Source organism: Mycobacterium heidelbergense, from assembly GCF_050205645.1.
In the GTDB taxonomy this organism is placed as follows: Bacteria; Actinomycetota; Actinomycetes; order Mycobacteriales; family Mycobacteriaceae; genus Mycobacterium; species Mycobacterium heidelbergense_A.
In genome coordinates this window covers 64,080-84,789 of the sequence record NZ_JBNMQT010000019.1, presented here as the reverse complement: position 1 = coordinate 84,789, position 20,710 = coordinate 64,080, and the positions used below count along the sequence as shown (strand labels likewise).

The 20,710-nt window shown below is 68.3% G+C and carries 19 protein-coding genes and 1 pseudogene; 12 read left to right on the top strand and 8 right to left on the bottom strand.

The window, feature by feature from the left end; translation table 11 throughout:
* Positions 1–25: 25 nt before the first annotated feature.
* Entirely contained in the window at positions 26–655 is a 630-nt protein-coding gene (locus ACQI5H_RS19985; RefSeq protein WP_427081061.1) for a DUF3043 domain-containing protein, read from the bottom strand.
* Between the two features lie 250 nt (positions 656–905).
* Between ACQI5H_RS19985 and ACQI5H_RS19980 the strand changes: the two genes are divergently transcribed.
* Together ACQI5H_RS19980 and ACQI5H_RS19975 are read left to right on the top strand one after the other, a co-directional pair.
* Positions 906–1,982 carry a glycerate kinase gene (locus ACQI5H_RS19980; protein WP_427081042.1) on the top strand — a complete coding sequence of 359 codons (1,077 nt, stop codon included), beginning with the start codon at positions 906–908 and terminating at the stop codon, positions 1,980–1,982.
* A 74-nt stretch (positions 1,983–2,056) separates the two neighbouring features.
* Entirely contained in the window at positions 2,057–2,413 is a 357-nt protein-coding gene (locus ACQI5H_RS19975; RefSeq protein ID WP_076123117.1) for a HesB/IscA family protein, read from the top strand.
* 13 nt (positions 2,414–2,426) lie between these two features.
* On the opposite strand, the gene ACQI5H_RS19970 is transcribed toward ACQI5H_RS19975, so the two are convergent.
* Positions 2,427–3,059: a hypothetical protein gene (locus ACQI5H_RS19970; RefSeq protein WP_427081041.1), complete on the bottom strand. Its 633-nt coding sequence runs from the start codon at positions 3,057–3,059 to the stop codon at positions 2,427–2,429.
* A 182-nt stretch (positions 3,060–3,241) separates the two neighbouring features.
* Between ACQI5H_RS19970 and ACQI5H_RS19965 the strand changes: the two genes are divergently transcribed.
* The gene (locus ACQI5H_RS19965) at positions 3,242–4,216 is read left to right on the top strand and encodes a carbohydrate kinase family protein (RefSeq protein ID WP_427081040.1); all 975 of its coding nucleotides are present in this window, start codon (positions 3,242–3,244) and stop codon (positions 4,214–4,216) included.
* Between the two features lie 15 nt (positions 4,217–4,231).
* On the opposite strand, the gene asnB is transcribed toward ACQI5H_RS19965, so the two are convergent.
* A complete protein-coding gene (asnB, locus tag ACQI5H_RS19960; protein WP_427081039.1) occupies positions 4,232–6,178 on the bottom strand; it encodes an asparagine synthase (glutamine-hydrolyzing) in 1,947 nt (648 codons plus the stop codon).
* Positions 6,179–6,309: 131 nt separating this feature from the next.
* Between asnB and ACQI5H_RS19955 the strand changes: the two genes are divergently transcribed.
* From ACQI5H_RS19955 to ACQI5H_RS19940, 4 genes are all read left to right on the top strand, one after another.
* Positions 6,310–7,371: a cytochrome c oxidase subunit II gene (locus tag ACQI5H_RS19955; protein WP_427081038.1), complete on the top strand. Its 1,062-nt coding sequence runs from the start codon at positions 6,310–6,312 to the stop codon at positions 7,369–7,371.
* Between the two features lie 13 nt (positions 7,372–7,384).
* Positions 7,385–7,804 (top strand): cytochrome c oxidase subunit 4, encoded by a 420-nt coding sequence (locus ACQI5H_RS19950; RefSeq protein ID WP_076062315.1) that lies wholly within the window; start codon positions 7,385–7,387, stop codon positions 7,802–7,804.
* Positions 7,805–7,986: 182 nt separating this feature from the next.
* A complete protein-coding gene (locus tag ACQI5H_RS19945) occupies positions 7,987–8,772 on the top strand; it encodes an MmpS family transport accessory protein (RefSeq protein ID WP_427081037.1) in 786 nt (261 codons plus the stop codon).
* Positions 8,772–9,419, top strand: coding sequence for a DUF2561 family protein (locus ACQI5H_RS19940; protein ID WP_427081036.1), 648 nt, complete (start codon positions 8,772–8,774; stop codon positions 9,417–9,419). The genes ACQI5H_RS19945 and ACQI5H_RS19940 overlap by 1 nt, the downstream gene beginning before the upstream one ends.
* A 110-nt stretch (positions 9,420–9,529) precedes the next feature.
* On the opposite strand, the gene ACQI5H_RS19935 is transcribed toward ACQI5H_RS19940, so the two are convergent.
* Genes ACQI5H_RS19935 through ACQI5H_RS19920 form a run of 4 tightly spaced genes read right to left on the bottom strand, consistent with a single transcriptional unit; the run spans position 9,530 to position 13,899 of the window.
* On the bottom strand, positions 9,530–11,185 hold the full coding sequence (locus ACQI5H_RS19935) for a cytochrome b (protein ID WP_427081035.1): 1,656 nt from the start codon (positions 11,183–11,185) through the stop codon (positions 9,530–9,532).
* Positions 11,182–12,393: a ubiquinol-cytochrome c reductase iron-sulfur subunit gene (locus ACQI5H_RS19930; protein WP_427081034.1), complete on the bottom strand. Its 1,212-nt coding sequence runs from the start codon at positions 12,391–12,393 to the stop codon at positions 11,182–11,184. Before ACQI5H_RS19930 ends, ACQI5H_RS19935 begins: the two co-directional genes overlap by 4 nt.
* Positions 12,390–13,265: a cytochrome c gene (locus ACQI5H_RS19925; protein WP_427081033.1), complete on the bottom strand. Its 876-nt coding sequence runs from the start codon at positions 13,263–13,265 to the stop codon at positions 12,390–12,392. Before ACQI5H_RS19925 ends, ACQI5H_RS19930 begins: the two co-directional genes overlap by 4 nt.
* A 22-nt stretch (positions 13,266–13,287) precedes the next feature.
* Positions 13,288–13,899 carry an aa3-type cytochrome oxidase subunit III gene (locus ACQI5H_RS19920; RefSeq protein ID WP_076122789.1) on the bottom strand — a complete coding sequence of 204 codons (612 nt, stop codon included), beginning with the start codon at positions 13,897–13,899 and terminating at the stop codon, positions 13,288–13,290.
* Between the two features lie 139 nt (positions 13,900–14,038).
* On the opposite strand from ACQI5H_RS19920, the gene trpD reads away from it, so the two are divergent.
* Complete coding sequence (gene trpD, locus ACQI5H_RS19915) at positions 14,039–15,142, top strand: anthranilate phosphoribosyltransferase (protein ID WP_427081032.1); 1,104 nt, start codon at positions 14,039–14,041, stop codon at positions 15,140–15,142.
* Here trpD and ACQI5H_RS19910 read toward each other — a convergent pair.
* A pseudogene (locus ACQI5H_RS19910) lies at positions 15,080–16,903 on the bottom strand (DEDD exonuclease domain-containing protein); the annotation flags it as partial. The gene trpD and the pseudogene ACQI5H_RS19910 overlap by 63 nt on opposite strands.
* A gap of 143 nt (positions 16,904–17,046) precedes the next feature.
* On the opposite strand from ACQI5H_RS19910, the gene ACQI5H_RS19905 reads away from it, so the two are divergent.
* The 4 genes from ACQI5H_RS19905 to pimB all read left to right on the top strand — a co-directional run bounded on the left by ACQI5H_RS19905 (position 17,047) and on the right by pimB (position 20,686).
* Positions 17,047–17,331 (top strand): hypothetical protein, encoded by a 285-nt coding sequence (locus ACQI5H_RS19905; RefSeq protein WP_427081031.1) that lies wholly within the window; start codon positions 17,047–17,049, stop codon positions 17,329–17,331.
* 188 nt (positions 17,332–17,519) lie between these two features.
* The gene (gene ripC / locus ACQI5H_RS19900; protein ID WP_427081030.1) at positions 17,520–18,674 is read left to right on the top strand and encodes a peptidoglycan hydrolase RipC; all 1,155 of its coding nucleotides are present in this window, start codon (positions 17,520–17,522) and stop codon (positions 18,672–18,674) included.
* 28 nt (positions 18,675–18,702) lie between these two features.
* On the top strand, positions 18,703–19,533 hold the full coding sequence (locus ACQI5H_RS19895) for a hypothetical protein (protein WP_427081060.1): 831 nt from the start codon (positions 18,703–18,705) through the stop codon (positions 19,531–19,533).
* 10 nt (positions 19,534–19,543) lie between these two features.
* The gene (gene pimB / locus ACQI5H_RS19890; RefSeq protein WP_427081029.1) at positions 19,544–20,686 is read left to right on the top strand and encodes a GDP-mannose-dependent alpha-(1-6)-phosphatidylinositol monomannoside mannosyltransferase; all 1,143 of its coding nucleotides are present in this window, start codon (positions 19,544–19,546) and stop codon (positions 20,684–20,686) included.
* Positions 20,687–20,710 lie beyond the last annotated feature (24 nt).

Here is a 20,710-nt window from a genome sequence, read left to right as displayed (position 1 = left end):
GGGTCAGACGGCTTTCAGGCGAGGGTCAATCGACACTGCTGCCGTGCTTGACTTGAGGCCGGGGCGTCCGCATCCGGCGCATTTGGGAGGCCCGGCTGGCGGCGTAAAGCCCTAGCTTCCAACGGCTTTCGGTGTTGTTCGGGAACTTCACGTCGACAAGCTTGTTGACTTTGCGGCCGAGAATGAGCCCGTCGACGCTCATCACGGCCATCAGGACCAGCATCGCCGGAGAGATGTAGAGCTGCAGCTGCGGAACACCGAACATGATGAACAGCAACGCCAGCGTGGACGGCATGAACAGCCCCAGGAAGTTGCGCCGGGAATCCACCACATCGCGCACGTACCGGCGCACCGGGCCCTGATCGCGTGGCAGCAGGTAGGCCTCTTCGCCGGCCATCATGCGCTCCCGGCGATCCGACATCCGTGCCCGGCTCACGGCTCGTTCGGCCCGTCGCGCGTCGCGGGACAGTTTCGGGCCTCGCAGCGATTTGCGCCGGGCCCGCGCCTCGGCGGCCGTCATCGGCGCCGGCGCGACCGGACCCTTGCGGGTGCTGCGCCGGGCATCGGTGCGCTTGGGCGTCGGCCGACCCTTGGGATCGGTCTTGCGCGAGCGGGCCGCCGTTTCGGCGGGATCGGCCGGCTCGGGCGCGACCAGCGCCGTCGAACCCCCGTCGAGGTCGTCTTCATGGGTTTTCTTGCGGCCCAGCAACTTCACAGTCGCCAGGTTACTTCGCGGGCCGTCCGCGCCGAAATGGCCCCGGACGGCGTCGAGATTAGTCATGCTCCAGCACGCCGATGCACCTACGCTTACCTCTGATGAATGGCTGCCTGTGATGGACGACGGCTCGATGGCCTCGGATGATGCTGCCGCTGGCCTCGCGCCCGGTCGACTCCAGCTGCCGGCCATGCAGGTCCTGGTGGCCCCGGATTGCTACGGCGACAGCCTCACGGCCGTCGAGGCGGCGGCCGCCATCGCCACGGGCTGGACCCGGTCACGTCCGGGGGACCGGTTCATCGTCGCCCCGCAGTCCGACGGCGGACCGGGCTTCATCGACGTGCTGGCCAGTCGGCTCGGCGAGAAGCGGCGAGCGCGGGTATCCGGGCCGCTGAACGCCCCGGTCGATGCCGAGTGGGTGTTCGATCGGGGCTCGGCAACCGCGTATCTGGAGTGCGCGCAGGCGTGCGGTCTGGCGTTGCTGGGCGCCCATCCCTCCCCGGAGACCGCGATGGCGGCCCACAGCAGGGGAGTCGGACAGCTCATCGCCGAGGCGCTGGGCGCCGCGCCCAAGCGGATCGTAGTGGGGCTGGGGGGCAGCGCCTCGACCGACGGCGGGCAGGGCCTGGTCGCCGAGCTGGGCGGCCTGGAAGTCGCGCGGCAGCAACTGGCTGACGTGGACCTGATCGCCGCCTCCGACACCGAATACCCGCTGTTGGGGCCGTGGGGAGCCGCCAGAATGTTCGGGCCGCAGAAGGGCGCGGACACCGCGACCGTCGCGGCGCTCGAAGTCCGCCTCGAGGCGTGGGCGCTGGAACTCGAAGCGGTGGCCGGGCGCGATGTGAGCTCCGAACCGGGCGCGGGCGCCGCCGGCGGCATCGGCGCCGCGCTGTTGGCGCTCGGCGGCCGCAGCGAGTCCGGCGCGGACATCATCGCCGAGCACACCAACCTGGCCGACGACCTCGAGACCGCCGAGCTGATCGTCACCGGTGAAGGCCGGTTCGACGAGCAATCCCTGCACGGAAAGGTGGTCGGCTGGCTCGCCGGTAGGGCCCGCCCGCTGGGTATTCCGGTGATCGTGCTCGCCGGTCAGGTCGATTTGGAAAAATCGACGGTGCGATCGGCGGGCATCATGGCCGCCCTGTCGATCGCCGACCACGCTGGATCGGTGCGGCTGGCGCTGGCCGACGCCGCCAATCAGCTCATGGGGTTGGCGTCCGAGGTGGCCGAGCGACTCGGGAATAGCGGTCCCGCAAGGTACCGTTGAGGGAGTGAGTTTCCCCGAGTGGTGCTCCGACCGCGGGTGACCCACCCCAAACAATGAGGCATGTAGGAGAAGCAATGACGGTGCAGAACGAGTCGAGCGCCAAGACCCACGGCGTGATCCTGACCGAGGCCGCCGCCACCAAGGCGAAGTCCCTGCTCGACCAGGAGGGACGCGACGACCTGGCGCTGCGAATCGCGGTTCAGCCGGGCGGATGCGCGGGGCTGCGCTACAACCTCTTCTTTGACGACCGCACCCTGGACGGCGATCTGACCGCCGACTTCGGTGGCGTGACCTTGACCGTGGACCGGATGAGCGCGCCGTACGTGCAAGGCGCCTCCATCGACTTCGTGGACACCATCGAGAAGCAGGGCTTCACCATCGACAACCCCAACGCCACCGGTTCATGCGCCTGCGGGGACTCGTTCAACTGACGGTCCGGCCGGGCTAGTACGAACCCCCGGTACGTAGCACGTACGAGCACACCAGCGTCTCGCCGCGCTGGAATAGCAGCTGCGCGACGCCCTGCACGTCGCCGCGCATCGGGCCGCCGGCCGCGGGCGAGACCCGCATCGTGAACAGCGCCTGGGCCTGATACTGCGACAGGTACACGATCTTGTCGACCGAGGTCACCTCGACCTCGGAGAACTGCTTGCGGAACGCGTCGCTGCTCAGCTTGGCCAGGGCCTGGTCGGACCGCTTGTCGCGCACGGCGTCGTACAGGCCACACAGCGCGTTGCGGACGATGTTGTCGGTGTCGCGGCGCTCGAGCGCGTCGAGATACCCCTGAATCGCCGATTTGGCCGACGCCTCGGAGAACGCGGCGCCGGTACTGGCCCCGTTCGTGCGAACCCCGAACACGATCGCCACCGTCGTCGCGGCGACCAGCAAGACGGCCAGCAAAACGCCGATGATCAAGCGCCGCTTGGACCGCCGCTTCGGATATCCCGGGGGTGGGGATGGCGGCGGCGCGAACGTGGGGTCGCCGGCGATGGGCTCCTGCGGGAACTCGACCGGCTGCGAGTAGGGCGCGGGTCCGTCGGCGCCGACAGCGTGGTTCGGCGGGTGCGGACCGCCCATGTGGTTCTCCTACGGTGGTAGACGGGACACGAACCGATACCGCCCGAGTATTCGGGTCCCGGCGACTTGAGTGAGTTCCCTTGGCAGGCTAGCGCACGGCCGCGCGCGCCGACCGCGGACGCAACGACAGTGGATACGCCTGAGTAAGCTAGATAACCTTACTAACGAAGGATGGAGATTTCGTGACGATCGCGGTGACTGGTTCGATTGCGACCGACAACTTGATGCGGTTTCCCGGCCGATTTTCCGAACAGCTGCTGCCTGAACACCTGCAGAAGGTATCGCTCAGCTTTCTCGTCGACGACCTGGTGATCCACCGCGGCGGAGTGGCCGGGAACATCGCCTACGCCATCGGTGTGCTGGGTGGTGACGTCGCACTGATCGGCGCCGCGGGCGACGACTTCGGCGACTACCGCGACTGGCTGCGGGGCCACGGCGTCAACTGCGACCACGTGCTGATCTCCGAGACCGCGCACACGGCACGTTTCGTGTGCACGACCGACATCGACATGGCCCAGATCGCGTCGTTCTATCCGGGCGCGATGTCGGAGGCCCGCAACATCAAGCTCGCCGACGTCGTCTCGGGGATCGGCACCCCGGACTTAGTGATCATCGGGGCCAACGACCCGGACGCGATGGTGGTGCACACCGAGGAGTGCCGCGAGCTCGGGCTGCCCTTCGCCGCCGACCCGTCCCAGCAGCTGGCCCGGCTGTCCGGCGCCGAGATCAGCAAGCTCATCGACGGCGCCACCTACCTGTTCACCAACGACTACGAGTGGGACCTGATGCGGTCCAAGACCGGCTGGTCGGAGGAAGACGTGATGGCGCAGGTCGACCTGCGGGTGACCACGCTGGGCGCCAAGGGCGTGGACGTGGTCGACCGCGACGGCAACACCGTCCACGTCGACGTGGTGCCCGAAACCAGCCAGGTCGACCCCACCGGCGTCGGCGACGCCTTCCGGGCCGGGTTCCTTACCGGGCGCAGCGCGGGCCTGACCGTGGAGCGTTCGGCGCAGCTGGGCTCGCTGGTCGCCGTACTGGTGCTGGAGTCGACCGGAACCCAGGAGTGGACCTGGGACCACGAGGTCGCGCAGAGCCGGCTGGCCGGCGCGTACGGCGACGACGCGGCCAACGAGATCGCGGCCGTACTCGCCTAGTTCGCTTGCTCGCCGCTAGAGCTGCACGGGGTAGACCGGCTCGCGGATCTCGGGTACCACGCTGTGCTCGACGAAGATCGCGTGCCAAAGCATGAAGATCAGCACCGTCCATAGCCGGCGGCTGTGATCGCTGCTGCCGCTTCGGTGTTCGTCGAGCATCCGGCGCACGGCGGCGGTGTCGACAAGGTGATCGGCCTGCGACGAGTCCACCATCGCGTAGGCCCACTCCACCAGCTCACCCGCGCGCAGCCAGTGCCGGATCGGGACCGGGAACCCGAGCTTGGGCCGGTGCAGCACGTGCGCCGGGACAATGGGCGCCAGGGCGCGCCGCAGCGCGTACTTGGTCGTCGTTCGTGTGATCTTCGCCTCTACCGGCAGCCGCGAGGCCACCGCGAACACCTCGGGATCCAGGAACGGCACCCGGAGCTCCAGCGAGTTGGCCATCGTCATCTTGTCCGCCTTGACCAGGATGTCGCCGCGCAGCCAGGTGAACAGGTCGATGTGCTGCATGCGGGCCACCGGGTCCCAGCCGCGCGATTCGGCGTAGATCGACGCGGTCACATCCGTATGCGTCCACTCGTCGCGGAATCCCGGCAGCACGTCGCGCAGCTGCGCATCGGAGAAACTGCGGGCGTTGCCGTAGTAGCGCTCCTCGAGCGTCAGCGATCCGCGGTGCAGCAGGCTCTTGCCGCGCATGCCCTCCGGCAGCGGCTTGGACACCTTGCCCATCGAACGCCGCAGCGGCCGCGGCAGATACTCGAAAGGCTTGAGCGACAGCGGTTCCCGATAGATCGTGTAGCCGCCGAACAACTCGTCGGCCCCTTCACCCGACAGCACCACCTTGACGTGCTTGCGGGCCTCGCGGGCGACGAAGAACAGCGGCACCAGCGCCGGGTCGGCGACGGGCTCGTCGAGGTACCACACGATCTCAGGCAGGGCGGCGACGAACTCGTCCGGACTCACGACCTTGGCGATGTGGCGGGCACCGATCGCCTCGGCCGAGGCCACGGCGACGTCGATCTCGGAGAACCCCTCGCGCTCGAAACCGGTGGTGAACGTGATCAGCCGGGGATTGTGCCGGATGGCCAGCGCCGCGATCGCGGTGGAGTCGATCCCGCCCGACAGGAATGCACCGACGGTCACGTCGGCGCGCATGTGCTTGGCCACCGAATCCTCGAGCACCGCGGTGATCTCGTCGAAGCGGGCCTGTTCGGTATCGCGGGTGATCGGCGTGGCGGCAAACCGCGGTACGAAGTAGCGGGTCACGTCGGGCTCGAGCTGCCCCGGCCGGATCATGGCGTAGCAGCCCGATTCCAGTCGCCGCACCCCGCGATGCAGCGTCTCGGGCTCCGGCACGTACTGCAGCACCGTGTAGTGCTGCACCGCCCGCTCGTCGATGGCCATGTCGAAGCCGATCAATTCGGCCAGATCCAGTAGGCATTTCTTCTCGCTGGCCACGGCGGTACCGCCGGGGCCGGTGGCCATGAAAAGCGGTTTGATGCCGAAAGGGTCACGCGCGCAAAATAATTCGCGGTTGACCGTGTCCCACAACGCGAAGGCGAACATGCCGCGCAGCCGAGTCAGGACCTCGATGCCCCAGTAGTGAAATCCCGCGACGATCGCCTCGCCGTCACCCTCGGTGGCGAAAACGGCGCCATGCGCAGTGGCCAGCTCCTCGCGCAGCTCCAGGTAGTTGTAGATCTCCCCGTTGAACACCAGCACGTAGCGGTCGGGCGCCCCCGGGGGTCCCCAATGCAGCGGCTGATGGGAATGGGCGATGTCGATGAAGGACAGCCGGTTGAAACCGAACACGACGGCCCCATCGCCACCAGGGTCGAACAATCCGCCCGGCTCGTCGGGCCCGCGATGCCGCATCAGGTGCAAGGCGCGCGCGATTGCGCTGTCGGCTCGGGTGGCGTCGGCGCCCTCCGGGGCCGCGACGAACGCCAGCAGACCACACACGGCGCCCCAGTATGCCGCACTTTTGCGGGGCGCGACGCCGCGCGGCCGCGACCGGCCGGGGTTTCGTCGCCGCGCTGAGTGGCGTGGTCTACGCTGCGTAGTATTCGATTTTCCAAGCAGGAGGCGCCAACGTGACACCTCGCGAGCAGGCCCGTTCGCAACGTCTGTCGCAGCGCAGGTTCAAGGGACTTCGGCCGCTGGCGCTGGCCCTAATGCTGGGCGTACTGGCGATAAGCCTGAGCGGATGCAGCTGGTCGGAGGCGCTGGCCATGGGCTGGCCGGAGGGCATCACCCCGGAGGGACACCTCAACCGCGAGCTGTGGATCGGCGCGGTGATCGCCTCGCTGGTCGTCGGCGTCATCGTGTGGGGCCTGATCTTCTGGTCCGCCGCCTTCCACCGCAAGAAGGCGACCGACACCGAGCTGCCCCGCCAGTTCGGCTACAACATGCCACTGGAGCTGGTGCTCACCGTCACGCCGTTCCTCATCATCTCGGTGCTGTTCTACTTCACGGTCGTGGTTCAGGAGAAGATGCTGCACCTGGCCAAGGACCCCGAGGTCGTGATCGACATCACCTCGTTCCAGTGGAACTGGAAGTTCGGCTATCAGCGCGTCAACTTCAAAGACGGCACCCTGACCTACGAGGGCGCCGACGAGGCCCGCAAGAAGGCCATGGTGTCCAAGCCCGAGGGCAAGGACAAGCACGGCGAGGAGCTCGTCGGCCCCGTGCGAGGCCTCAACACCGAAGACCGGACCTACCTCAACTTCGACAAGGTCGAGACCCTGGGAACCAGCACCGAAATTCCGGTTCTGGTGTTGCCGGCCGGCAAGCGCATCGAATTCCAGATGGCGTCGGCCGACGTCGTGCACGCGTTCTGGGTGCCCGAATTCCTGTTCAAGCGCGACGTGATGCCCAACCCCGTCGCGAACAACTCCGTCAACGTCTTCCAGGTCGAAGAGATCACCAAGACCGGGGCATTCGTCGGGCACTGCGCCGAGATGTGCGGCACGTATCACTCGATGATGAACTTCGAGGTTCGCGTGGTCCAACCCAACGATTTCAAGGCCTACCTGCAGCAACGGATCGACGGAAAGACCAACGCCCAGGCGTTGCAGGCGATCAATCAATCCCCGGTCGCCGTGACCACACACCCGTTCGAAACCCGCCGCGGCGAAATGACGGCAAGCCAGTAGGTTAGGACACTCAATGCACATCGAAGCGAGGCTGTTCGAGTTCGTCGCCGCGTTCTTCTTGGTCACGGCGGTGCTGTACGGGGTGCTGACCGCGATGTTCGCCACCGGCGGCGAGGAGTGGGCGGGGACCACCGCGCTGGCACTGACGGGCGGTCTGGCGCTGATCGTGGCGACGTTCTTCCGCTTCGTCGCCCGCCGGCTCGACACCCGGCCCGAGGACTACGAGGGCGCCGAGATCAGCGACGGCGCAGGCGAATTGGGGTTCTTCGCGCCGCACAGTTGGTGGCCGATACTGGTCGCGTTGTCCGGCTCGGTGGCCGCCGTCGGTATCGCGCTGTGGCTGCCGTGGTTGATCGTCGCCGGCGTGGTGTTCGTCCTTGCGACGGCAGCGGGTCTGGTGTTCGAGTACTACCTGGGTCCGGAGAAGCACTGATTTGCGACTCGAAGGTCACAATCCGGGCATCAGTTGACCGGCGGCCCCGCCGCTAAAGTCAATTGCCCCACTCGGTTCGGTAGGGTTTGCCCAGGCACAATGACAATTTCCCGAGCGCGCGCACAACGGCTCGACCGTAGAGCCCCGCGCGCTGGTGAGGCAGTTGGACAGGGCAGACAGACATGAACGGGCCGAAACCCCCGGGACGGGAACCTGAGGAACCCGAATCCGCCAGTGAGCTCAGCCACGAACCCGATTCCGGCGGAGCGCCCGGCGAAGAGGCGGAACCTCTCGCTGAACCCGAAGAGCGACGGTTCGACGACAGCGCCGAACTGGCGGCCGCAGATGACACGGGCCAGACGGACGCGTATTCGCGGGCCTACTCCGCGCCGGAGTCCGAGCATTTCATGACCGGTCCCTACGTCCCGGCCGACATGGCGCTCTACGACTACGACGGCTACGACGCGTCAGCCGACCACGGCGACGAACACGCCGCCCCGCGCTGGCCGTGGATCGTGGGCGTTGCGGCGATCGTCGCGGCGATCGCGCTGGTGGTCTCGGTGTCGTTGCTGGTTACGCGCACCGACACCAACAAGCTCGCCAACCCCGCCACCACCACGCCGTCCACGCCGCCGGTGCAGGACGAGTTCACGACCACCACGCCGCCACCTCCGCCGCCTCCGCCGACACCGGCCGGGCCGCGGCAAGTCACCTACTCGGTGACCGGCACGAAAGCGCCGGGCGACATCATTTCGGTGACTTACGTCGACGCGTCCGGACGGTCCCGCACCCAGCACAACGTGTACATCCCCTGGTCGATGACCGTGACACCGATCTCGACGTCCGACGTCGGATCGGTGCAGGCGTCCAGCCTGTTCCGGCTCAGCAGGCTCAATTGCTCGATCACCACCAGCGACGGGGCGGTGCTGTCGTCGAACAACAATGACTCACCGCAGACGAGCTGCTGATGGTGAGCAGATACTCCGCCTACCGGCGCGGGTCGGACACCATTCCGCCGGAGGTCGTCGACCGCATCCTGGTCGGGGCGTGCGCAGCCATCTGGCTGGTGTTGCTGGGCGTCAGCGTGGCCGCCGCCGTCGCGCTGTCCGATCTCGGCAGCGGCTTCCACAAAACGACCGGGGGAGGCTCGCACACCACGTGGGTGTTGTACGTCGTCATCGTCGTTTCCGCGCTGATCATCGCCGGCGCGATCCCGGTGCTGTTGCGGGCCCGGCGCGTGGCTCAGGCCGATCCGGCCGTCCGGTCGGCGACCGCTCCGGCGCGCGCGCCGGTGAGAACCGCGCTGCGGCCGGGCGGGCCCGGCGCACGCACCGCGACGGAACGCGCACGCGCGCACACCGTGCAGTCCGGGGACCCGGCGGCCGAGTGGTCCGGCGCGGCGGTGGACCGGGTCTGGTTGCGCGGCACGGTGATCCTGGCGGGCACGATGGGTGCCGCGCTGATCGCGGTCGCGGCCGCGACCTACCTGATGGCCGTCGGCCACGACGGCGCGTCGTGGGTCGGCTACGTGCTGGCCGGGCTCGTCACCGCGGCGATGCCGGCGGTCGAGTGGTTCCATGTCAGGCAACTGCGCGGCCTGGCCGCCGAGCGCTGACCGTCTTAGCGGCTTAGCGGCTTAGCGGCCGGCCAGTGTGCGATGAGGGCGTTGAGTGTGCGCGCAGGGCGCCACCCCCGCACACTGCGGCAGCGTCGGCCGGCGCTCGGCTAGTGCTCGCCGTGCTCGCCGTTGGAACCGACGATGCTGTCCTGGTGCTCCCGTAGGGCGGTCAGGGCACGTTGTTCGGCGGCGTGAGTCGCCTCGCGCAGCGCCGCGTCCTCGGACGGCGGATCGGCGAACAAGAAGCTGCCGTGACCCGGCGTTCCGCCCGAGCCCAGCCGGTTCATCTTGTTCGGCACGGGCGCCCCCTGGTACTCCAGCGGTATCGGGTGGCCGTGCGCGTCGACCGGGCCGAGCGGCTGATGCAGCTCGATGTAGGCACCGTGCGGCAGCCGCTTGATGATGCCGGTTTCGACGCCGTGCTCGAGCACCGCGCGGTCGCTGCGCTGCAGCCCGATGCACCACCGATAGGTGATGAAGAAGATGAACGGCGGCAGGATCACCATGCCGATGCGCCCGATCCACGTCGTCGCGTTCAGCGAGATGTGGAACTTGAAGGCGATGATGTCGTTCATCGCCGCCAGGGTCAGCACCATGTAGAAGGAGATCGCCATCGCACCGATCGCGGTGCGTACCGGCACGTCCCGCGGCCGTTGCAGCAGGTTGTGGTGCGCGTAGTCACCGGTGAATCGCTTCTCGAGGAACGGATAGATGGTCAGCAGGACGAAAACCAGGCCCATGATCAGCGCCACCCACACCGGGGCGGGGATGGTGTGATGCCAGAAGTAGAACTCCCACGGCGGCCAGATGCGGGCCAAGCCCTCGGTCCACATCATGTAGAAGTCGGGCTGTGAGCCGGCCGACACCTGAGATGGCTTGTAGGGACCCAGGTTCCAGATCGGGTTGATCTGCAGCAGCCCACCCATCAGGCCCAGCACACCGACGATGGCGGCGAAAAACGCGCCGGACTTGACGGCGAACACCGGCATCACGCGCACGCCGACGACGTTGTGCTCGGTGCGGCCTGGGCCGGGGAACTGGGTGTGCTTCTGGAACCACACCAACCCCAGATGTAATCCGATGAGCGCCAGGATGATTCCCGGTATCAGCAGGATGTGGATCGCATAGAGCCGCGGGATCAGGATGTCACCCGGGAAGTCGCCGCCGAAAAGCGCCCAGTGCAGCCAGGTTCCGATCACCGGCATGCCGAGGGTGATCGACGAGAGCGCGGCCCGCAGCCCGATGCCCGACAGCAGGTCGTCGGGCAGCGAGTAACCGAAGTAGCCCTCGAACATGGACAGGATCAGCAGCAGCGAACCGATGATCCAGTTGGCCTCGCGTGGCCGGCGGAACGCTCCGGTGAAGAAGATGCGGGCCAGGTGCACCATGATCGCCGCGGAGAACATCAACGCGGCCCAGTGATGGACCTGTCGGACGAAGAGGCCACCCCGGACTTCGAACGAGATGTTCAGCGCTGTTTCGTAGGCGCGCGACATCTCGACACCGCGAAGTGGTTGGTAGACACCGTTGTACGTGACCTCGGTCATGGACGGGTCGAAGAACAGCGTCAGGTACACGCCCGTCAGCAGCAGCACGATGAAGCTGTAGAGCGCGATCTCGCCGAGCAGGAACGACCAGTGCGTCGGGAAGACCTTGTTGAGCTGTCTGCGCACGGCCGCCGACGGGTGATAGCGCGTGTCGATATCCTCGCCCTGTTTGGCCAGGACATCGCCGATCTTCGGTGGACTCAATTTGGGACTCATGTCGTCGTCCTCTCCCAAAATGCCGGTCCGACAGGCTCGATGAAGTCACCGTTGGCGACCAGATACCCGTTGGTGTCGATGGTGATCGGCAGTTGCGCCAACGCACGCGCCGCCGGCCCGAAGATCGGCTTGGCGAAATGCAATGCGTCGAACTGCGATTGGTGACACGGGCACAAGATCCGGTAGGACTGCTGTTCGTAGAGCGACGACGGGCAACCCAGATGCGAGCAGACCTTGGTGAAGGCGAAGAACTCGCCGAAGTTGAAGCTTTCCTGACCCTGCCGTTTGACCACGCGGGACATGTCGGTGGGCCGGATCCGGATGAGCATCACCGGATTTCGCACACCGAGCTTGATCGCGGTGAGCTTTTCGTGTGACTCCGCGGTGGTGCCGTCGCCGTCGGACTCCCGCCACGGGAACACCGTCTCCATTGCGCCCGCGTCCATGTCTCCCGGGCGCATTTTGACGAATGGCGCGCTGTCGTGCGAGCCGGTGGCCCGCGCCAGATAGATGGTCTCGCCGTGGTAGCGCGGGGTCCAGCCGGACGTCCACAAAACCGCCTTCTTGCCATCCGCGGTGGGCACCACCGGTTTCCACGGGTTTTTGATCAGGCCACCCGCGAACGCGACCAGCGTGCCGAGGCCGAATGCGCCCAGGCCCATGCCCAGCGACAGTCCGACGAGCTTGCGGCGCCCGATCGTCGAACCCTGGTAGGCGTCGGTGAGGTTCGCCACCACGGTCTTGCGGTCGATTTCGCGGGAGGCGCCGTCGTGGCGTTCCTGAATCGAAATCTCTTCTGGGATAAACCTTTTCTGGAACAGGAGCGCCCCGACGGCGATCGCCAGGATGGACAGCCCGAAGGTCAGCCCGTACAGCGGCGTGGTCAGCGAGTACCACAAGCTTCCCGCGGCTTCCCTGGGCTTGTACTCCCACGGCCAGAACAAGAAGATCAGCAGCAGCGCCAGCCCGAAGAAACCGCCCAGCAACAGCCACAGGGCCACCCCGCGCTCCGCGCGCTTCTCGGCCTTGGTTTCTGAGGCCGGCCAGCGAGGCTCCTTGTAGACGGTCTCGACGCCGTCGATCTTGCCGCCCAGCGCCACCAGTTCGTCATTGGACATCTCGGCCAGCGCAGCCTCGTTGGGCTCCCGGGCCGCCCCGGCGCTCTTGTCGGTGTCGGAGCCGGTGGGGATGTTCGAGCCGTCGCTCATGATCTCGCCCCAATCCACAGTGCCAGCCCGATCGCGGCGACCATCCCGATGATCCACATCGCCATGCCCTCGGGAGCGGGTCCGAATCCACCGAGGCCGTAGCCGCCCGGCTGGCGCTCTTCGGCGACGGTCCGCACATAGCCGATGATGTCTCGCTTGGCCTCGAAGGAAAGCTGGCGGTCGGAGAACTTCGGCATGTTCTGCGGTCCGGTCAGCATCGCGTCGAGGATCTGCTGCTCATTGGCGGGCCCAAGGTCGGGTGCGAACTTGCCGGACGACAGCGCCCCGCCCTTCCCGGTGAAGTTGTGGCAAGAGGCGCAGTTGAGCCGGAACAGGTCGCCGCCGCGACCCAGGTCGGTCCCGCGCAGCGACTGCATCGAGACGCTGCCGTCGGGGTTGCGAGTCACGGTCGGACCGCCGCCGTTGGCCTGCACGTAGGCGCCGATGGCATCGATCTGCGCCTCGTCGAAGACCGGGTCCTTGCGCGGGGCCTGGGCCTCACCGCGCATAGCGGGCATCCGGCCGGTGGACACCTGGAAGTAGACGGCCGCCTCGCCGACCCCGATGAGGCTGGGACCGTGGTCGGGCACGCCCTGCAGGTTGGCGCCGTGGCAGGACACACAGGAAGTGTCGAAAAGCTGTTTGCCGGTACGCAATAGCGCCGAGGACGACTCGTCGGCGACGGCCACCTGCGGCCGGGGGGTCAGCACCGCCGCCAGCCCGCCGGCCACGGTCAGCGCGATCAGCAGCAGCAGGCCGCCCGACAATCGGCGGCGCAGACGCCGCCGCGCGCGATCACTGCGCTGACCCCGGGGCTCGCTGCCACCGGACCGGATAGACCTCAGTCTCTTCAACCGAGCACTCCTGTTCATTCCTCTTCGAAAGCCCCGGCCTTCATCGGATGAAATAGATCACGGTGAACAGCGCGATCCACACGATGTCCACGAAATGCCAGTAGTAGGAGACGACGATGCTGGCCGTCGCCTGCGCCGGGGTGAACTTGGTCATCGCGGTGCGCGCCAGCAGGAAGATGAACGCGATCAGCCCGCCGGTGACGTGTAACCCGTGGAAGCCGGTGGCCAGGTAGAACACGCTGCCGTAGGCGCTGCTGGGGATCGTCGTGCCGTGCGTGGTCAGGTGGAAGTACTCGTATGCCTGACCCAGGATGAAGAACAGGCCCATTAGGAAGGTGATCACGTACCACCGGCGCAGCCCGAAGACGTCGCCGCGTTCGGCCGCGAAAACCCCCATCTGGCAGGTGAAAGACGAGGCGATCAGCACCAGCGTCACCGGGACGGCCTGGTACAGATTCAACTCGGTCGGCGGCGGCGGCCAGTTCCCACCGGCCTGCGCGCGGGCCGTGAAGTAGAACGCGAACAGTCCAGCAAAGAACATCAGCTCGCTGGAAAGCCACACTATGGTGCCGACACTGACCATGTTTGGGCGATTGAGCGAATGCACCCGTGACGTGATCGCAGTACCCGAGGTCCCCACAGCGCTGGTCACATCCGCAAGTATGACGCTTTGTAGTTGTCGAACTCTACCCGGGTCTGAAATTGGCGTTTCGCGCGTCGTGCCTGTGCCGCTGTCGGTGTGCCTCCGGCGGCGGTTGGGGGGCGGTTGGTACTCGTGGGACCATCAGCGCGTGGCTCTGTCATCCGAGACTTCGTCGCGCGGGGGGTCCGCACCGGGCCCCGCCGGCTCGGCATCGTCGTGGCCGCAGGTCCTGGCTCGTCTGACGGACGGGCGGGAGCTCGCTCGGGGTCAGGCCGCCTGGGCGATGGACCAGGTCATGACGGGAAACGCGACGCCGGCTCAGATCGCTGCGTTCGCGGTGGCGATGAAGATGAAGGGCCCGACCTCGGCGGAGGTCAGCGAGCTGGCCGATGTCATGCTGAGCCACGCACTGCGGATGCCCGCCGAAGCGATCCGCGACGACACCGTCGACATCGTGGGCACCGGCGGGGACGGCGTGAACACCGTCAACCTGTCCACCATGGCGGCGATCGTGGTCGCGGCCGCGGGCGTGCCGGTGGTCAAGCACGGCAACCGCGCGGCGTCGTCGCTGTCGGGCGGCGCCGACACACTGGAGGCGCTCGGGGTGCGCATCGACCTCGGGCCCGAGCAGGTCGCGCGCAGTCTCGCCGAAGTCGGAATCGGGTTCTGCTTTGCGCCGGTGTTCCATCCGTCGTATCGGCACGCGTCCGCGGTGCGTCGCGAGATCGGTGTGCCCACGGTATTCAATCTCCTTGGGCCCCTTACCAATCCGGCGTGGCCGCGGGCCGGGTTGATCGGCTGCGCGTTCGCCGAGCTGGCCGAGGTGATGGCCGGGGTGTTCGCCGCGCGCGGCTCCAGCGTGCTGGTTGTGCATGGCGACGACGGTCTCGATGAGCTGACGACGACCACCACGAGCACCATCTGGCGAGTGCAGGCGGGCACGGTGGACAAGCTGACCTTCGATCCCGCCGGATTCGGGTTCGCCCGCGCCGAACTCGGTGAGCTGCTGGGCGGCGACGCTCAAGCCAACGCGGCGGAGGTGCGTGCGGTGCTGGCCGGTGCCGCGGGACCGGTCCGCGATGCCGTCGTCCTGAATGCCGCCGGCGCAATGGTCGCCCATGCCGGGCTATCCAGCCGCGCCGAATGGTTGCCGGCGTGGGAGGACGGGTTGTCCCGGGCCCGCGCCGCCATCGACACCGGCGCGGCCGAACAGCTGCTCGCGCGTTGGGTGCGGTTCGGGCAGCAGCTCTGAGTCCCAATCCCGGAGGGCCTGCTCGCACGCCAGCCGCGCCGAGCGCGCCGCGGCCGCCCAGGCCGCCCAGGGTCCGGCCGACCGCAGCGGTGAGGCCCAGCCGTCGTCGCCGGCCACCCGCACGATGCGCACCCCCGGGTTCGCCAGCCAGCGCGCGATGAGGGCGGTCTCCTCGACCAGCGCGCCGCCCAGCGGGGCTTGTGCCCGCAGAATCGATTGCGCGCCAGCCACAATGGCGTCGACGACCGGCATCGGCGGCACCCCTCGTCGGGCGTTGCCCGCCGCGGCGAGCTGGCCGCAGCGGATGACGGCCAGGTGGTAGCCACCGCTGCCGTCCGGTGCGGCGGCGATCAGCTCGCCCACCGCGGCCAGGGCCCGCAGCCGCTGCCCGCGCCACAGGATCTCGACGGCGGTCGCGGTGCGGTCGCGCAATCGCGCGGCGCTCTCGTAGTGACGACGCTCGGCGAGCGCTCCGACCTGACGCACCGCCCCGTCCAGCGCGCCGTTGTCGAGGCCGTCGATCAGGGCCGCGGCGCGAGCCACGGACGCCGCGTATTCAGTGGCCGTGACGTCGCGGGCGGCGGGACACGGCGACACCTCGGCCTCGGGGCAGGCCGGCCCGTGTAGCGCGCCGCGGGCCAGTCGCGCAGTGCAGGTTCGGATTCCGCTGAACCGCGCGAGCAGGCCGGCGGTGTCGGCGGCATCGGTGCGCGAACGAAACGGGCCGACCGCGCGGTCGTGGCGCGGTGAGCGCAGCACCGACAAACGCGGAAACGCCTCGTCGGTCAGCGCCACCCACCACCACCGGTGCGGGAACCTCGACCGGCGGTTGTAGGGCGGGGCGTGCGCGGCCAGCATCCGCAGTTCGCGCACACCGGCCTCTAGCGGGTGCGCGCACTCGACATGGTCGACCGCGGTGGCGAGCGTGACCATCTCCTTCATCCGGCCGCGCGGGTCGGCCCCGGTGAAGTACTGGCTCACCCGGCGGCGCAGATCGACGGCGGTCCCGACGTAGAGCACCTCGCCGGCCGGCCCGCGGAACAGGTAGACGCCGGGCCGATGCGGTAGGCCGTCGGCGAGCACCTTTTTGCGGCGCTGGGCCGGTGTCACGTCAGGCAGATACGAGCGCAGGTCGGCAAAGGTGTGCACACCCTGATTGCCCACCCGCTCGATCAGGGCATGCAACACGTCGACGGTGGCGCGGGCGTCGTCGAGGGCGCGGTGCGTGGGCTGTGCGGCGACGGCGAACAGCCGTGCCAGCGCGGCCAGCCGCACGCTGGGGGCTTCCTCGCGGCTCAGCACCCGACGGGCCAGCCGGACCGTGCACAGCACTTGCGGTCGGGGCCAAGGGATTTCGCAGCGCTGCGCGGCGGCGCGCAGGAATCCGATGTCGAACCCGGCGTTGTGGGCGACCAACACCGAGCCGCCGGCGAACTCCAGAAACATCGGCAGCACGGCGTCAATGGTCGGGGCGTCGCACACCATGGCGGTGGTGATCCCGGTGAGCCGCATGATTTGGGGCGGGATGCTGCGCTGGGGGTCGACCAGGGTGGCGAACTCGCCGAGCACGACGCCGCCGCGGACCTTCACCGCCCCGATTTCGGTGATGGCGTCGGGCGGTGTTCCGTCGCTGCCCTGGGTGCGCCCGCCGGTGGTCTCCAGATCCACCACGACAAAGGTGGTTTCACGCAACGGGATTTCGTCGGTGGGTGTCCAGTCCGGGCCGGCGAAACTCAGCTGAGTCCCACCAGTCACACCCATGCGGGTGACGTTAAGCACCCGCACCGACACCCGCCGTGTTCCCACGCCGGGCAGACCCGGGGGAGTCGGGCGCCGAAAGCTGTCGGTGCCCGCGGTTAGCGTGTGGACAGCCCGACCGGAGCGCAAGCGAGAGGACCGATCCGATGGCTCACAGCAGCGGCCCCTACAACCACGGCCCCTATAGCCCCGGCCCCTATAGCAACGGCAATGCGCCGCCCGCGCGCGGCGAACCGGTGGTAATCGACTGCGACGACTGCGCCGTGCGCGGACCGGGATGCCGCGACTGTGTGGTCAGCGTGCTACTCGGGGTACCGGAAACTTTGTTAGCGGATGAGCGCGCCGCGCTGGAAGTGCTCGCCGAAGTCGGGCTGGCGCCGCGATTGCGGCTGGTGCCGATCCACCGCGATCGCGGCTCCGGGGTGGCGTAATTGCCCTGTGCGCCAAAACTCCTGGATGGTAGCGGCACACCGGCGGTCGTTCACAAAGAAATGACAGAATTCTTTCTAATTTCTTAACGATCTGGTTTAGACAAACACCTATATCGTTTCGTAACCTGTTTGAGACCTAAACCAGCTCGACCGCGATGCGTCGATGGCCGTTTAAGGAAGCAAATATCTTGAGTTTCGGCTCCGAGTATCCGATTGCGCGTGCCCTCACACGTTTGGTGGTCGGGATACTGGCGGGCTCGACGGTTTTAGCGGGCGCCCTTGCCGCGAGCGCGGCGGCCGATCCGGCCGACGACGCAATGGCGAAACTCAACGAGCTATCGCGCCAGGCTGAGCAGACCACCGAGGCGATGCACAGCGCGCAGCTCGACCTGAACGCGAAGTTGGGGGCGCAGCGGGCGGCGGAGAAGAAGCACGCCGACGACCAGGCCGCGGTGGACGGGGCCAAGGCCAAGCTGGCCACCTTCCAGACCGCGGTCAACAAGCTCGCCGCCGCGACCTACATGGGCGGCCGCGTCGACGGCATGGAGGCGATGCTGACCGCGGCATCACCGCAGGGCCTGATCGACAAGCTGGCCGTGCAGCGGCTGATGGCGACCCAAATGCGCGAGCAGATGGCGGGTTTCCGGATGGCCGGCGAGCAGGCCGCTAAGGCCGAGCAGGCATCCGCCAAGTCCGCCGCCGACGCCAAGAGCGCGGCCGAGCAGGCGGCCGCGGTGCGGGCCAGCCTGCAGTCCAAGCAGAGCCAGCTGCAGGTGCAGATCGCGGTCGTCAAATCGCAGTACATGTCCTTGTCGCCAGACCAGAAGACCGCGCTCGCCGACCCCGGGGCCGTCCCTGCGGCCGCTCCGGCACCCGGCGCGCCGGCACCGGACGCGTTACCGCCCGGTGCGCCACAGCCCGGCGGCCCTGCGCCGGGCGAGGCTCCACCCCCCGGCGGACTGTTCGGACCACAGCCCGGCGGCGGCGTCGGCGGCGGTGACCGCGCGACGGTCGTGCAGGCGGCGCTGACGCAGGTCGGATCGCCCTATGTGTGGGGTGGTGCGGCGCCCGGCGGGTTCGACTGCTCGGGACTGGTGATGTGGGCTTTCCAGCAGGCCGGCATCTCGCTGCCCCACTCCAGCCAGGCGCAGGCCCAAGGCGGTCAGCCGGTGGCGCTGTCGGATCTGCAGCCTGGCGACGTGGTGACCTTCTATAACGACGCGTCACACAGCGGCCTCTACGTCGGCGACGGCATGGTGATTCATTCCTCCACCTACGGCCAGCCCGTGCGGGTGGTGCCGATGAATTCCGCTGGCCCGGTCCACGACGCCCGTCGTTACTGATCGCCGCTCCCGGCGCGGCTTGAAAGTCCTGCTGGCCTGGATCTTTGCCGGTGAACTGATTGCGGGCGCGGCACTGAATGCGGCGCCCGATACTTCGGCAAAACCCGCGCCCGCTCCCGTGAGCCACCCGAGCCTCACGCCGGCGCCGCTGCTCGTCCGCGACCGGGCGGTCCGTCTGCTCGGTGGCGGCGGTCCGGCCACCGATCGCCTGCGGTCCCGCATCGCGGCGAACATCGGCGCCGCGGTCGACGCCGTCGAGGCCTTCTGGGGGATCGGTTGGCCGCGCGATATTTCGGTGGTCGCCACCGGCTCCGACGACCAGTTTCGTTCTGCCGCCGGCGGCGGGCCGGCCGCACAGTGGGCCGACATCGCGGCGGTGACGGTCGTCGACCGCGTCGATCCCGCGCACCGGGTGGCGGTCGGCCAACGGATCGTGTTCGCGCCGGGCGCAGCCAACATGTCCGAAGCCGCACTGCGAATAGTGTTGACCCACGAGCTTTTTCACTACGCGGCACGCATCGACACCGCCCTGGACGCGCCGCGATGGCTGAGCGAAGGGGTCGCGGATTTCGTCGCCCGGCCACCCGCCCCGGTGCCCGCCGAAGCGGCCGAGGCCGTGGTGGCCCTGCCATCGGACGCCGATCTGGACACTCCCGGCCCGCAGCGCTCGTCAGGATATGACCGCGCATGGTGGTTCGCCCGCTTCGTCGCCGATACCTATGGCGGCGCGAAGCTTCGGGCCTTCTACCTAGGGGCGTGCGGCGCCGGGCATGCGGACCTGCCCACGGCCGCGCGCGACGTCCTCGGCACCGACCCGGCCGCACTGCTCGCCCGCTGGAAGCATTGGCTGGTCCTATAGCCTGACGCAGGTGAGTCGGGTCCTGCTGGTAACCAACGACTTTCCGCCCCGACGCGGCGGCATCCAGTCCTACCTGGGGGAGTTCGTCGGGCGGATTGTGGATACCGGCTCGCATTCGGTGACGGTGTATGCGCCGCAATGGAAGGGCGCCGACACCTTCGACGAGAGGGCTCGGACCAACGGGTATCGAGTCGTACGCCATCCAGGCACGCTGATGCTGCCCGGCCCGGCCGTCGATGCGCGCATGCGCCGGCTGATCGCCGAGCACGGCATCGAGACCGTGTGGTTCGGCGCGGCCGCACCGCTGGCCCTGCTGGCGCCGCGCGCCCGGCAGGCGGGTGCGACCCGGGTGCTGGCCAGCACGCACGGCCACGAAGTGGGCTGGTCGATGCTTCCGGTGGCCCGATCGGTGTTGCGCCGCATCGGCGACGGCACCGACGTCGTGACCTTCGTCAGCCGCTACACCCGGTCTCGATTCGCGACGGCCTTCGGTCCCGCGGCGTCGCTGGAATACCTGCCGTCGGGGGTGGACACCGACCGGTTCCGTCCCGATCCGGCCGCCCGCGCCGAGCTGCGCAGGCGTTACCGGCTGGGCGAGCGGCCCACCGTGGTGTGCCTGTCCCGGCTGGTCCCGCGCAAAGGCCAAGACGTGTTGATCAGGGCGCTGTCGTCGATCCGGCGACGCGTTGAGGGCGCGGCCCTCGTGATCGTCGGCGGTGGCCCGTACCTGCAGGAGCTGCAGAAGCTGGCCCGGGAGTGCGGGGTGGCCGACGACGTGACATTTACCGGCGGCGTGCCGGCCGCCGAGCTGGCCGCCCACCACGCGCTGGCCGACGTGTTCGCGATGCCGTGCCGCACTCGCGGCGCGGGAATGGACGTCGAGGGCTTGGGCATCGTCTTCCTGGAGGCTTCGGCCACCGGCGTGCCGGTTATCGCCGGGCAATCGGGTGGAGCCCCAGAAGCGGTGCAGCACAACAAGACTGGGCTAGTCGTCGACGGCCGTTCGGCGGACAAGGTGGCCGACGCCGTCGCCGAGTTGCTGACCGATCGCGACCGGGCCGCCGCGATGGGTGCCGCCGGTCGCGAATGGGTGATGTCGCAGTGGCGCTGGGACACGCTGGCTGCGCGGCTGGCCGACCTGCTGCGCGGCTAATCTTTGGCGCTAATCCCTTCTCGT

Bases quoted from the DNA above. Each gene is read 5' to 3' on its own strand.
- ACQI5H_RS19975 (WP_076123117.1), top strand. From the start codon at position 2,057: ATGACGGTGCAGAACGAGTCGAGCGCCAAGACCCACGGCGTGATCCTG.
- ACQI5H_RS19935 (WP_427081035.1), bottom strand. From the start codon at position 11,185: ATGAGTCCCAAATTGAGTCCACCGAAGATCGGCGATGTCCTGGCCAAA.
- ACQI5H_RS19970 (WP_427081041.1), bottom strand. From the start codon at position 3,059: ATGGGCGGTCCGCACCCGCCGAACCACGCTGTCGGCGCCGACGGACCC.
- ACQI5H_RS19980 (WP_427081042.1), top strand. From the start codon at position 906: ATGCAGGTCCTGGTGGCCCCGGATTGCTACGGCGACAGCCTCACGGCC.
- ACQI5H_RS19950 (WP_076062315.1), top strand. From the start codon at position 7,385: ATGCACATCGAAGCGAGGCTGTTCGAGTTCGTCGCCGCGTTCTTCTTG.
- ACQI5H_RS19925 (WP_427081033.1), bottom strand. From the start codon at position 13,265: ATGAACAGGAGTGCTCGGTTGAAGAGACTGAGGTCTATCCGGTCCGGT.
- ACQI5H_RS19940 (WP_427081036.1), top strand. From the start codon at position 8,772: ATGGTGAGCAGATACTCCGCCTACCGGCGCGGGTCGGACACCATTCCG.
- ACQI5H_RS19945 (WP_427081037.1), top strand. From the start codon at position 7,987: ATGAACGGGCCGAAACCCCCGGGACGGGAACCTGAGGAACCCGAATCC.
- ACQI5H_RS19905 (WP_427081031.1), top strand. From the start codon at position 17,047: ATGGCTCACAGCAGCGGCCCCTACAACCACGGCCCCTATAGCCCCGGC.
- ACQI5H_RS19930 (WP_427081034.1), bottom strand. From the start codon at position 12,393: ATGAGCGACGGCTCGAACATCCCCACCGGCTCCGACACCGACAAGAGC.